Here is a 13,243-nt window from a genome sequence, read left to right as displayed (position 1 = left end):
CTGAGCCGCCCTTCCGGCCAGATCTGTCCTTATCCGGGCAACTGCCAGCGCATCCTTCGGATTAAGAGGGGGTAGCCGCCGCGCCGCGCATTGGGCCATACCCCCTAAAGAACAGCATAACAGGCAAAAGTCGTTCCGGCAAGGCACGCGGGCAACCTATGTATTAGGGTTAACTATTTTTTGCACTGGCCATAAAAAAGCCTATTTTTGCACTAGCTTATAGTTCGACCGTCAATACACAAACTAAACAAGATACACATGAGTGTTTTAGTAAATAAAGATTCTAAAGTGATCGTGCAGGGCTTCACTGGCTCAGAGGGTTCATTCCACGCATCTCAGATGATTGAGTACGGCACAAACGTGGTGGGTGGCGTTACACCAGGCAAAGGTGGTGCCAACCATCTCGACCTGCCTGTGTACAACACCGTGGAGGAGGCAGTTAAGAGAACAGGCGCTGACGTGTCTATCATCTTCGTGCCGCCGGCTTTCGCCGCTGACGCGATCATGGAAGCTGCTGACGCTGGTATCAAAGTGATTGTGGCGATTACAGAAGGCATCCCGGTGAAGGACATGGTTGCCGCTAAAAACTACCTGAAAGGAAAAGACATCACCCTGATCGGGCCAAACTGCCCGGGTGTTATCACACCCGGCGAGGCGAAAGTTGGTATCATGCCAGGTTTCGTGTTCAAGCCAGGCCGCATCGGTATCGTGTCTAAGTCTGGTACCTTAACGTATGAGGCTGCTGACCAGATCGTAAAGGCTGGTTTGGGTATCTCTACGGCTATCGGTATCGGTGGCGACCCGATCATCGGCACGCCAACGAAAGACGCGGTGCAGCTGTTGATGGAAGACCCTGAGACGGATGCGATCGTGATGATCGGTGAGATCGGTGGTAACTACGAGGCGATGGCTGCGCAGTACATCAGCGAGTCTGGCAACAAGAAGCCTGTTGTGGGTTTCATTGCGGGCCAGACAGCTCCGGCAGGTCGCCGTATGGGCCACGCCGGTGCGATTGTAGGTGGCGCTGACGACACGGCTGCTGCAAAGATGAAGATCATGCGTGAAAACGGAATCCGTGTAGTGGAGTCTCCAGCCGAGATCGGCGACGAGATGGTAAAGGCACTGCAGGAAGCAGGTATCAACGCGTAATTGCTATACCATACGCATAGGCATTCTTGCTCATGCTTTAGAAAAGGCTACTCTTCGGGGTAGCCTTTTCTTTTTGCCTCCCCTGCTTTCTGTAACCGTCGCAAGATATCGCCGTTCTGCATGAGTACGTTCATACCTTCACCGCAGCAAACAACGCAACTATGGCGCAGCAACCGCAGCATTTCGACAGTATCATCATCGGCGCAGGGCAAGGCGGCATACCGCTTGCCAAAGACCTGGCCGCAGCAGGCCAGAAAGTGGCGCTAATTGAGCGGGAGCACGTGGGCGGTTCCTGCGTGAACTATGGCTGCACGCCTACCAAAACCCTCATCGCCAGTGCCCATGCCGCTCATACCGCCCGCCGGGCAGGTGACTACGGTGTGGAAGTATCGGAAGTGCAGGTGAACCTGCAAAAGGTGAAGCAACGACGCGACGGCCTGGTGCAACAATCCAGGGAAGGCATCGAGAAAAGCCTGGAAAACTCCCAGGTCGCGCTGCTTCGCGGCACGGCTTCCTTCCTCGACCAAAAGAAGCTGCAATTGAAGGCGACAGACGGCAGCACCCAAACCCTAACCGCCGACAAAATCATCATCAACACCGGCACCACGCCAATTGTACCCGATATAAGCGGGCTAAATGAAGTAGATTTCCTGAACTACAAAACCATCCAGAACCTGACGGAAGTGCCGGAGCATTTGCTGGTGATTGGCGGAGGCTATATCGGGCTGGAATTCGGGCAGATGTTCCGGAGGTTTGGCAGCCAAGTAACGCTGGTGCAGCGCGGCGAGCAGTTGATGGGCCGCGAGGATGCCGACGTAGCCGATGAGTTAAAGCAAATACTGGAGGAGGATGGGATCCGGGTGCTGCTTAAAGCAGAACCGCAGGAGGTGAAGCAAGAAGGGGGCATTGTGCTTACTGTTAAAATCGCCGACGGCGCCAGCGAAGAAATAAAAGGTACACACCTGCTGCTCGCGGTTGGGGTGCAGGCCAGCACCGCAGACCTGAATTTTGATAAAGCCGGTATCGAAACGGATGAAAAGGGAAACATCAAAACCGACAAGCACCTCCAAACTTCTGTAGAAGGGGTATACGCCATCGGCGATGTGAAAGGCGGGCCGCAATTCACGCACATCTCCTACGACGACTACCGCATTCTCCGCGACAGCCTGCTCCACGACAAGCACCGCTCCACCGACGAGCGCCCTGTACCCTATTGCGTTTTTACGGAGCCACAACTGGGCCGCGTGGGGCTATCAGAGAAGGAGGCGAAGGCGCAAAACATTTCCTATCGGGTGGCCAAGCTGCCGATGTCCAAAGTTGCCCGGGGCAAGGAAACCGGCCATACTCAGGGCTTCCTGAAAGTGCTGGTCGCTACAGAAAGCGGTAAAATTCTGGGCGCGGCCATGCTAGCCGAGGAAGGCGGCGAACTCATGACCGCTGTGCAGCTGGCTATGATGGGCAACTTAACTTACAAGCAACTAAAAGAAGGCGTATTTGCGCACCCAACTTACCTGGAGTCGCTGAATAACCTGTTCATGAAACTGGACAGCTGAGGTATAGCTCCATTTGATAGCTGGGTCGAAGGGAGATGAAATCCTGGTACCGCGGGTCTATCTCAGCGACACGATGTGCTCTTTTTTACGGTCGCGGATACTTGGGGGTATGGCCTGTACGATTTCACGCCGCAGCGCCTCCACCAACTTCTTTTTCAGGAAGCTTCGATGCACAGCCAGGCTGACCTCACGCATGGGTTGCGGCTCCTCAAACAGGTGCACCAACTGTTGCTTCTCCGCGGGCAGTTCCTGCACAGACAGTTCCGGCAGCAGCGTCAGGCCATACTGGGTTTCCACGATGCGCTTTAGCGTTTCCAGGGATCCGCTCTTGTAATCGAGGTGCCCTTTACTTTCTGAGCTGCTTAAGCTGCCCCGGTTACAAATATTGAGCACCTGGCTCCTGAAACAGTGCCCTTCGTTGAGCACCCAAAGCTCCTTCAGGTCCAGTTGGGCAGGGTTAATGGCGGCTGTCTTTGCCAGCATATGCGCTGGGTTGACGTAGGCCACGAAGGCTTCGTAAAAAAGCGGTATTTCCTTGATGGTCTTGTTCTCGAGCGGCGTTACCAGCAACCCTACATCCAGCAACTCGTGGTTCAGGCGTTCTACTATCTCATCGGTCATCAACTCCTGCACCACCACATGCACCTCCGGGTGCTTCTCCATGAAACTGGTAATGAACAGCGGAATCAGGTAAGGTGCCAAAGTCGGGATTACGCCAATGCGCAGTTCGCCGTTCAGTTCCTGCTTTTGGTCCTGAATGATCTCGTGCACTTTCTTGGCCTCAGTTAACACCACACGCGCCTGGGCAATTATCTCCTTGCCGATCTCGGTAGGACGCACGGGCACCCGGCTCCTGTCGAATAGCTGCACACCTATCTCTTCCTCCAGCTTTTGCAACTGCATGCTCAGGGTAGGCTGCGTGACAGAGCAGTGTTCCGCGGCCATGGCAAAATGGCGGAACGTATCGACGGCCACCAAGTATTCTAGCTGTACAAGGGTCATGTGTGTCGGGTCGTAGGGGTGAGCGGTCAGAGAGTTTTCCTGTCCATCCAAAGCTACAAAATAGATTTTAGGTATAGCGGTATAGTTTTAATCAATTTGATTTATCATCCTTGGATTTGAATCTTTGTGACAAGGAAATTGACGAATGACAGATGGCAATGCGGAGCACACACCAGACTCTAAGCCCGCTACTGCTGGGGGTATGCGAGATCTGCCTCATCACCGCCGAGGCAGGAACGAGAACACATTGGGCCTACTCAGCTGCTGCATAACGACAAACCGCTTTGAGTGCTGAGGGCCTTCCGGAGTTAAAACAGCGCGAGTATAATGCAACTATGTATATTTTTAAGTGCCTGTGGTTTCCGCAGGCACTTTTTTAGCCTATTCCCGTGCCTCAGTTAGTTTGCAGTGGTTTTAGCGGGCTCAGGGTATAGGAACAAGTAGTCGTAATGCACCAGAGGGCGCTGCTTCTTCTGCCCGATGCGCTCCTGCGCTTTATCAGCCCCATACTCTGCAATGCCAAGCCCCAGCAACTCACCGGCTTCATCCAGCAGTTTCACCACATCGCCTTTCAAAAATTCGCCGCTCACACCGGTCACCCCTACCGGCAGCACACTTACCGCCTTAGAAGAATAGAGCGCCTCCCGGGCCCCCTGGTTTATCCGGACGATGCCCTTGGCGTAATTCTCGTTGTGCGCCAGCCACTTCTTTTTACCGGAAGCCGCCTGCTTGGGTATAAAGCGGGTGTTCACCACTGTGCTATCCAGCAGCTTCAAAAGAATATTCTCCGTTTTGCCGTTGGCAATGTGCACGGCAATGCCCAGTTGCGCCACCCGACGGGCCATATGGCTTTTAGTCAACATGCCGCCACGGCCAAACTGCGAGCGCTGGGTGCTGATGAAGGAAGCCAGGCCGGTTGCATTGTGGTCTATCTCCTGAATCACCTCGGTGCCTTCGTCTTTCGGGTTGCCGTTGTAAATGCCGTCTACATTCGAGAGAATCAACAGGGCATCCGCATCCAGCATCGAGGCCACCAGGCCGGCCAGTTCGTCGTTGTCCGTAAACATCAACTCGGTAACCGATACCACATCATTTTCATTAATCACCGGGATGATGTCGTGCTGCAAGAGTATCCGGAAGCAGTTTTTCATGTTCTGGTAGTGCAGTCGGTCACGGAAATCCTCTTTCGTAACCAGTACTTGCGCGCAGGTCAGGTCATGCTTGGCAAACAACTCTGAGTAGGTGTTGATCAGCTTCACTTGCCCTACCGCGGCCAGCAGTTGCCGGCTTGCCACAGCGTCCGCCTTCTCAGACACACGCACCATACTCCTCCCCGAAGCCACCGCCCCCGACGATACCAGGATTACTTCCCTGCCTTGCCGTTTGATCTCCGCCATCTGGTCTACCAGGTGCTTTATCCGGGCAAGGTCAGGCATGCCATTATCCAGCGTAAGCACGTTAGAGCCGATCTTAATTACTATTTTCTTATAGTTTAAGGCCATAAACTATCAATTTGTTAATGCATTACAAGTTAAAGCTAAAACCTTAAAACAGCAGCACATGCAGGTGCAATTTTGATCAGGTATAAAGCAAGCCGATGGCACGTAGCCTCAGCTTAGGAAGGGGGGTATAAAAAAGCCGCCTGCCACAAACGCAGCAGGCGGCTTCACCTTAATTTATATACCAGTTGTTACTTGGCGTAGCTGATGGCGCGCATCTCCCGGATCACGGTGATCTTGATCTGGCCCGGGTACTGCATCTCCTTCTCTATTTTCTGCGAGATGTCATACGACAGCTGCGATGCTTTTTCGTCGGATACGTTGTCGGCATCCACCATCACGCGCAGCTCGCGGCCAGCCTGGATGGCGTAGCACTGGTTTACACCTTCAAACGAGACGGCTGTTTCCTCCAGCTCCTTCAAGCGCTTGATGTATGACTCCATGATCTCGCGGCGGGCGCCTGGTCTGGAACCTGAAATAGCGTCGCAGGCCTGCACCAGTGGCGATACCATCGCTGTCATCTCCACCTCATCGTGGTGGGCACCGATGGCGTTGCACACGTCCGGATGCTCCTTATACTTCTTGGCAAGCTCCATACCGATGATCGCGTGCGGCAATTCCGGCTCGTCTGGCGTTACCTTTCCAATATCGTGCAACAGACCGGCGCGTTTGGCGTGCTTCACGTTCAGGCCAAGCTCTGCGGCCATGGTGGCGCAAAGGTTCGCTACCTCGCGGGAGTGCTGCAGCAGGTTCTGTCCGTAAGACGAGCGGAAACGCATGCGGCCCACCATCTTAATCAACTCCGGATGCAAACCGTGGATACCCAGGTCAATGGCAGTGCGCTCCCCGATCTCCACGATCTCCTCCTCAATGTTCTTGCGGGTTTTCGAAACCACCTCTTCAATGCGGGCCGGGTGGATACGTCCGTCGGCTACCAGGCGGTGCAGTGAAAGCCTTGCAATCTCGCGGCGAACCGGGTCAAAACCAGAGATAATGATGGCTTCCGGGGTATCGTCCACGATGATCTCCACACCCGTAGCGGCTTCGAGTGCACGGATGTTACGGCCTTCACGGCCAATAATCTTACCTTTGATGTCGTCGCTCTCGATGTTGAACACCGACACGCAGTTCTCGATGGCATGTTCCGCAGCAGTGCGCTGTATGGTCTCGATCACAATCTTCTTGGCTTCCTTGGTAGCCGTGAGTTTGGCTTGCGCCACAATGTCCTTCACATGCGAAGACGCCTGTGTCTGCGCCTCGCTCTTCAGGGCTTCTACCAGCTGCTCGCGCGCCTCAGAGGCGGTTAGCCCGGCAATCTTCTCCAACTGGCCTACAATCTCGTTGTGCTTGGCCTCAACTTCTTCCCGGCGCCTTTTCAGCTGTTCCTGCTGCACGTGCAACTGGTCTTTCTCTTTGTCGAACTGGGCGGCCAGGCCATCCTTTTCCTTCTGCAGATCGGCCTCCAGGCGCTTGGCCTGCTCAATCTGCTTGTTGGCTTGCTGCTCGCGCTGCTTCACCTTGTTTTCGTTTTGGATGATGATGCTTTTCTTCTTGTTCATCTCCTCATCGAAATCAGACTTCAGCTTCAGGTATTTCTCCTTGGCTTCCAGGATGCGGTCTTTCTTGATGCTCTCGGCGTTTATTTCCGCCTCGCGCACAATGCTTTTAGCACGCTGGCGCGCGTCTTCCTCCTGCTGCTTGTACATTTTCTGCAACAGCGAGCGCCCTATGAACACGCCCACTCCGAGCGCGACAACGGCAGTTATTAAAATAGATAAGATATCGGGCATAACTATTAGCTTTTATGATGAATAAAAACACATAGCAGTGCCTGCAAAAAGACAGGTTTGGCTTGATGCCTTACGAAAACTGCGAGTACAACCAGTAAAGCTGGTTTCTACTTCAGGTTTGTGGTTGATAAGAGGTCCTCCAGAACCGTGAGTTGCTGGGTGATGTCGGTGCTGAGGGAGTCTTTCTCCTCCTCCAGTTTTACCTTGTCCACCATCGTCTCGAAGGCTACCATGGCCAGCAGGTCCTGCTTGTCCTGTAACCCGAACTGATCCTTGAAATAACGCAGGCGCTCATTCAGAATCTTTCCGACAACACGTATTCTTTCTTCTTCCTCTTCCTTTACCCGCATCGGATACTCGCGTTCCGCGATGCGAATCTTAATGGCTAATTCACCCATCCGTTGCGTTTTTAAGGGTTATGCTTACTCAGGTGCTTTCATAGCGAGAGGGCCTCGCGGCGCTCTTTACATGCTGATCTTTAGTCCTGTAGATAAGCGATACACTTATCAATTTCTCTGATATATTCGTTTAGCTTAAGCTTTAACTCCGTCGAATTCGCAGGGTTTCCTGCTATCGTGTCTACAATTTTAACGATATTCTCCTGATTTTTAAAATTTTTTATTTGCTCATCCTTCTCTTCCACTAGCCCTTCCAGAAACTTTATTTCTTCCTGGGCCTGGACCAGTTTCTGTTGCAGCTCCGTGTACCGTGTCACGAGCTTGCGCACTTTGTCCTCGATGTGCCGGAGTTGCTGTACCTGTTTTTCCTTTGCCATAACAGTCCTATTTGCGGATAAAGGCTCCTAGTTGTTTCTCAAATTGCTGCATCAGACGGCTCATCGTGCTTTCAATCACCTTGTCGGTCAGGGTCTGCTGCTTGTCCTGCAGTGTGAAGCTGATGGCGTAAGCCTTCTTTCCCGCCTCAATCTTGTCGCCCTCATACACGTCGAACACGTTCACCTCCTGCAGCAGCTTGCGCTCTGTCCGGAAGGCCATGTGCCGCACCTGATCGAAGGTAACATTTTTATCCAGCACTAACGACAGGTCGCGGCGAACTTCCGGGAATTTAGGGAGTTCCCCGGCCACCAGGTTGTCTTTGTACTTCTTCAGCAGGTAATCCCAGTTCAGTTCGGCATACCATACCTGCTCTTTCACTTCCATGAAGCGGGCCAGGGCGGCATCCAGCGGTCCGAGTTGGCCCACCACGGTGCCGTTCTTTACGTAAGCCACCCCTTGCCGCAAATACGGGCCAGGCTGTAGCGGCTGCACCTCAAAGTCTCCTGCGTTCAGCTTGCGCAGCACGTTCTGCACCACGCTTGCCAGGTCATGGAACGTGGATTTGTTGCTTGGCTGCTTCCAACTCTCCGCTGTTACGTTACCGGCCATGTAAAGGGCCAGTTTGCGGCTTTCCTTGGTGCTGCCGTCCTCCAGCCTTTCGTATACCTTGCCCAGCTCAAACAGCTTCAGGTCGCGCTGGCGGCGATTGATGTTGCGGCGCAGCACTTCCAGTCCGGAAAACACCATGCTCTTGCGCAACACGTCCAGGTCCTCGGAGTTATAGTTCACCACCCTTACCAGACTGGCCACCTCCGCCTCACCGACAGGGGTATAATAGTTGGAGTTGGTGATGGAATTGGTGATGATCTCGTGGAAGCCGTTGTCGGCAATATAATTCGAGATCGCCTCGGTTACGTTCTCGGCGTAAGGCCGCGGGAACTTCGCCAGGTAAGTTGTCGAGAGGCTCTCGCTCATCTCGATGTTGTTGAAGCCGTAGATGCGCAGAATCTCCTCCACCACATCGGCCTCGCGTGTCACGTCCACCTTATATGGCGGCACAGACAGTTGCAGGTGCGTGCCTGTGTCATTGGTTACCTCGATACCCAGATCCGTCAGGATGGTTTTGATGCGCTCGGCACCGATGTGCTGCCCGATCAGGGTATGCGCATGGGCAATGCTTAGGTCCACCTGGTGGTTTTGCACTGGAGCCGGGTAAATATCCACAATCTCAGAGGACACCTCCCCGCCGGCCACTTCCTGCACCAGCAAAGCAGCGCGCTTCAGGGCCGTCAGCACCATGTTCGGGTCTGTGCCACGCTCAAACCGGAAAGAGGCATCGGTCTTCAGGCCGTGGGCGGTGCCAGTGCGGCGTACCCAGGCCGGAGAGAAATAAGCACTCTCGATGAAGATGCTGGTCGTTTCGTCGGACACGCCTGACTCCTCGCCGCCAAACACCCCGCCAATGGCCATCGGTCCTTCCGCATCGCAGATCATCAGGTCGGTGGCCTGCAGCTTGCGCTCCACACTGTCAAGCGTTTTGAACAACGCATTCTCTGCTGCTGTCTTCACCACGATCTTATTACCGCGGATCTTGTCGGCATCGAACGCGTGCAGCGGCTGCCCCAACTCATGCAGCACATAGTTAGTTACATCTACCACGTTGTTGATCGGAGAGAGGCCAATAGCGCGCAGGCGTTTCTGCATCCACTCCGGCGACGGGCCTACCTTCAGCCCGGAAACCGTTACGCCGGCATAGCGTGGGCATGCCTCGGTGTTCTCTATCTCCACCGCAATCGGGCGGGAGGTATTGCTTACCTTGAAATCGGCAACGGAAGGCAGTACGGCTTTGGCATTGGTCAGGGCCTGCAGGTCGCGGGCCACACCGTAATGCGAGGCGGCATCAGCACGGTTCGGCGTCAGGCCAATCTCAAATACTTTATCAGAGCCCAGACCAAAGAACTCGGCGGCAGGCGTGCCGTTTGGCAGGTCTGTGTCGAGCACCATGATGCCGGCATGCGACTGCCCAATCCCAATCTCATCCTCGGCACAGATCATACCCTCCGACGCAGCGCCCCGGATCTTGGACTTCTTGATCTTGAAGGCTTCGCCGCCGGTGGGGTATAACGTGCTGTTGACAGTGGCCACCACCACCCGCTGGCCGGCAGCCACGTTGGGCGCCCCGCACACAATCTGGCTTGGAGTACCCGTGCCGATATCCACGGTCGTGATGTTCAGACGGTCCGCATCAGGGTGGCGCTCGCAGGTCAGGACTTCGCCCAGCACGATGCCCTCCAGGCCGCCCTGCACCAAGTCAAAAGTCTCGATTCCCTCCACCTCCAGGCCTGCGCCCGTCAGTAAAGCACCCACCTCTTCTACGTTCTTATCTATTTGAATCAGTTGTTTCAGCCAGTCGAATGAAATCAGCATATCGTTTATGTCGCTTTAAAACTAAAGCCCCCACACCGGGAGGCTACATTGTTCAAAATTAAGGATACTTCTTCTAATTACGAATTAAGAACTCCGAATTAAAAGCCTGTGGCAATAGGTATGGGACTGGGGCTGCTTAATGCGTCCCCTCATAGGCCTTCTCGCCTGCCGGTATGGCCACCTTCAGATGGTTGGCTTTCGGCGGCACCGGGCAAACATAATCCGGGTTGAAGGCGCAGTAAGGGCTATAGGCGCGGTTAAAGTCCAGCACCACCGTTTCAGCGCCCTGCTCAAACGGGATATCCAGGTAGCGGCCACCGCCATACGTCTCGAAGCCGTTGGTTTTGTCGGTGAAGGGCAGAAACAGCTGCTCTTCCTCATCGGCCTCCTGTTTCACTTTCTTATACAGGGTTAGCTGCTGTGGCTGGCCTTCCAGGTTAAACTTGGCAATGGCGTAGCGCAGGTAGGCCTCGGTGGTGCCGTCGGTAAGGGGTATTTGCAAGGTGTCCTGCTGCTGCGGCTTTTCCAGTGTTGCGGTGATGCGGTAGTCCAGGCTCGGCTCAAAGTACACGAGGTTCTTGAAGGTTCGGCGCTCCTCGTCCGGGAAGGGGCTGTTGGCACGGCTCCGGAAAGAAAGGTCTTTCTGCTCGCGCTCCTGCTGCAGGGGCTTGATGTAGTTGTCGTCGTTAAAGAACGTCTCGTTCACGAAGTAGAAAAGCACCAGCGCGATGCCTGCAAATATGATCAGCCGAAGTGGTCGTTGCATAGGTTCAGATAGTCGTTTAGGCAAAGGTCGTAAATTTTCGGGGAGGCCGCTGCGGAAAATTTATACCCCTAGGCGTACATCGCCATGCGCAGAAAAGCCGAAGCCACCCAATCTCTGGGTGGCTTCAGCTTCAGGAGTAAATCAATCGTCTCTTAAAAGTTACTTCTGGGCTACGGCGGCGGCCTTCTTACTGTCCTTTCCTATCTTAGACCATACCCACTCACCTACCTGCTCGCCCTGGGCAGTCCCCTCAAAAGAGCCGTCCCAGTAGTGAATCCCCCCATACACGCGGCTGATAGAGGTTTCCATGTAAGCATCCTTGATGGATTTAAAAGAACGCACCCCGTGGCCGTAGGCATACTCCGTAGAGTCAGTGAAGGCAACATTCTCGCCAAACAGGTGAATCAGCACGGTGCCGGCCGCAGCCGAAATAGCGCTATGCCCGCTCACATACTCCGGGAATGGAGGCGTCTCGAGGAAAGGCTGCCAGTCCGGGTCGATGTGCTCGTTGATAACGGTCACCGGACGGACGCGGGCACTGCGGTATTTCTCATCCCAGCAGGCGATAAAGCCATCGTAAAGGGCGATGGAAGTAAAGGTATAGGCCTGCACGGCCTTCATTAGGTCGAGGTCCTGCTTTTTTGCCAGCGTCTGCACAATGGCCAGCCAGTGTCCCGGAGGCGTCATTTTCTTGTCCATGTAAGACACATGGCCTTTCACGTTCGTCACCACAGCGTTGTCGTCCCAGAAGTAGGCGATCTCCTTTTGCTCCTGCGTCATGTTTTGCGAGAAATCATAGACCTGCTGCACCATCTTATAGAAGTCGCTTTTTGGGTCGAGGCTGTATTTGGCAGCGGGCTTTGGCGTGAACTGGTTGCAGGAATCCAGGGTAAGCACCCGAATAGCGTTCCATTGGGGCTCGCAGGCAGAGGCGTAGTTTGGCGGTGTCGGCTGGTAAGAGCCCGGCTCGTCGGTGAAGGTATAACGCATCAGCGCCCTTGTTTCTTTATAATTGTCGGCACCGGCATAAGCCAGCACGTGCTTCGCCACTTCCTGGCCATAGGCAATAGAGCGTTCCCGCACTTCCTCCGGAATCCCCATCTGGGCATATTGCTGGTATACCTTTTTCTGGTAATCCTCCATCTCGATAGCCGACACGATCAATGCCTTGCCTACTTCCGTGTAAGAGGCCACGCTGGCTAGCGGGAAGCAGTACTCCACTCCCTCGGCAGGCGCGGGCACCTGGTTAAAGCCGTTCAGTTTCCCGGCCATTGTTTCGTGCTCTGGGTGCTGCTGCCGTAACGTCTCGTAGGCGGCCAGGTTGGTATAGGCGTAGATGCGGCTGGCTACCGGAGGCTTGAAGATATCATGAATGATATACTGCGTCAGCTGCTCAGAGGCGTCATGAAAGATCTTAGGGTCGGATGCCTGCAGGTTATACTCTTCCGGGGTGACCTGCTTGCAAGCGCTAAACCCGACCAGACTAAGAAAGAAGGTGACGTAAAAAACTGATTTAAGCATGAGTTAAACTACTTTCGATAAACATTCTTTCTTTATGTGATGTGCCGCATGTACAAATGCGTAAAGCCAATTCATGCGGTGTCGTTTAATTAGCTCCTGGCTTCTAATTTTAGAAAATTCCTGAACTTGCGCAAACTTGTGCAAATTTTAATCATAATTTGCGCACCTGCCTGCTGCCAAAACCATTGCTTTGCAACTTAAAAGCGCACTAATCACCTAAACACTGCATAGGCCGCTCTAAATTCCATCCGGGGGCCAGAAATGTCAAATCCGCCTAAATATAGTACCGCCGCAACCAAGTTTATCCTTTGTATGAGCGCATACAAATTCTACAAAGGCTTACCTTTGCGCTGAACGCTTAGAGCACTAAAATGAAAGACTACAAAAAATACTACATCATACCAGCTGCCCCTGAGGAAGTATACCTGGCCCTGACACACCCGCTTACCGTACAGGCCTGGACGGGCGAAAAGGCTGAAATGTCCGCTGAGCCGGGCACTGAGTTTTCGCTTTGGGATGGCAGCATTGTCGGCAAGAACCTGGAGTTTGAAGAGGGGAAAATGATTGTGCAGCAGTGGTACTTCGGCGAGCAGGAAGAAGCATCTATTGTTACCATCAAGCTGCACCCGCACAAATACGGCACCTCCGCCGAGCTTCGTCATACCAACATACCGGATGAGGCCTACGAGGACATGGTGGAAGGCTGGGACGAAAGTTACTTTGGTGCCCTGATTGAGTTTTACGAGGACTGAAGCACTTA

At 53.8% G+C, this 13,243-nt stretch carries 11 protein-coding genes; 3 read left to right on the top strand and 8 right to left on the bottom strand.

The features are described 5' to 3' along the window. The first annotated feature begins 258 nt into the window (after nt 1-258). Nucleotides 259-1,149: a succinate--CoA ligase subunit alpha gene (gene sucD, locus ACXYMU_RS03500; RefSeq protein WP_458984964.1), complete on the top strand. Its 891-nt coding sequence runs from the start codon at nt 259-261 to the stop codon at nt 1,147-1,149. 161 nt (nt 1,150-1,310) lie between these two features. Then, on the top strand, nt 1,311-2,702 hold the full coding sequence (locus ACXYMU_RS03495; RefSeq protein ID WP_458984963.1) for a mercuric reductase: 1,392 nt from the start codon (nt 1,311-1,313) through the stop codon (nt 2,700-2,702). A gap of 57 nt (nt 2,703-2,759) precedes the next feature. Here ACXYMU_RS03495 and ACXYMU_RS03490 read toward each other — a convergent pair whose 3' ends face one another. The 8 genes from ACXYMU_RS03490 to ACXYMU_RS03455 form a co-directional block, all read right to left on the bottom strand. Further along, nucleotides 2,760-3,755 (bottom strand): LysR substrate-binding domain-containing protein, encoded by a 996-nt coding sequence (locus tag ACXYMU_RS03490; RefSeq protein ID WP_458984962.1) that lies wholly within the window; start codon nt 3,753-3,755, stop codon nt 2,760-2,762. Between the two features lie 347 nt (nt 3,756-4,102). Beyond that, nucleotides 4,103-5,206 (bottom strand): glutamate 5-kinase, encoded by a 1,104-nt coding sequence (gene proB / locus ACXYMU_RS03485; RefSeq protein ID WP_458984961.1) that lies wholly within the window; start codon nt 5,204-5,206, stop codon nt 4,103-4,105. A gap of 188 nt (nt 5,207-5,394) precedes the next feature. Next, nucleotides 5,395-6,993, bottom strand: a complete 1,599-nt coding sequence (rny, locus tag ACXYMU_RS03480) for a ribonuclease Y (protein WP_458984960.1) — start codon at nt 6,991-6,993, stop codon at nt 5,395-5,397. Between the two features lie 107 nt (nt 6,994-7,100). Further along, nucleotides 7,101-7,391 (bottom strand): cell division protein ZapA, encoded by a 291-nt coding sequence (locus tag ACXYMU_RS03475; protein WP_458984959.1) that lies wholly within the window; start codon nt 7,389-7,391, stop codon nt 7,101-7,103. An 80-nt stretch (nt 7,392-7,471) separates the two neighbouring features. Then, complete coding sequence (locus tag ACXYMU_RS03470) at nt 7,472-7,768, bottom strand: hypothetical protein (protein WP_458984958.1); 297 nt, start codon at nt 7,766-7,768, stop codon at nt 7,472-7,474. Between the two features lie 7 nt (nt 7,769-7,775). Then, a complete protein-coding gene (gene pheT, locus ACXYMU_RS03465) occupies nt 7,776-10,196 on the bottom strand; it encodes a phenylalanine--tRNA ligase subunit beta (protein WP_458984957.1) in 2,421 nt (806 codons plus the stop codon). Nucleotides 10,197-10,332: 136 nt separating this feature from the next. Then, nucleotides 10,333-10,962, bottom strand: a complete 630-nt coding sequence (locus tag ACXYMU_RS03460; RefSeq protein ID WP_458984956.1) for a DUF1684 domain-containing protein — start codon at nt 10,960-10,962, stop codon at nt 10,333-10,335. 159 nt (nt 10,963-11,121) lie between these two features. Continuing rightward, nucleotides 11,122-12,483, bottom strand: a complete 1,362-nt coding sequence (locus ACXYMU_RS03455) for a vanadium-dependent haloperoxidase (protein ID WP_458984955.1) — start codon at nt 12,481-12,483, stop codon at nt 11,122-11,124. Nucleotides 12,484-12,854: 371 nt separating this feature from the next. On the opposite strand from ACXYMU_RS03455, the gene ACXYMU_RS03450 reads away from it, so the two are divergent. Beyond that, complete coding sequence (locus ACXYMU_RS03450; protein WP_458984954.1) at nt 12,855-13,235, top strand: SRPBCC domain-containing protein; 381 nt, start codon at nt 12,855-12,857, stop codon at nt 13,233-13,235. Nucleotides 13,236-13,243: the final 8 nt, after the last annotated feature.

It is taken from the genome of Pontibacter sp. CAU 1760, assembly GCF_054482735.1.
This window is presented reverse-complemented; position numbering and strand designations above follow the sequence as displayed.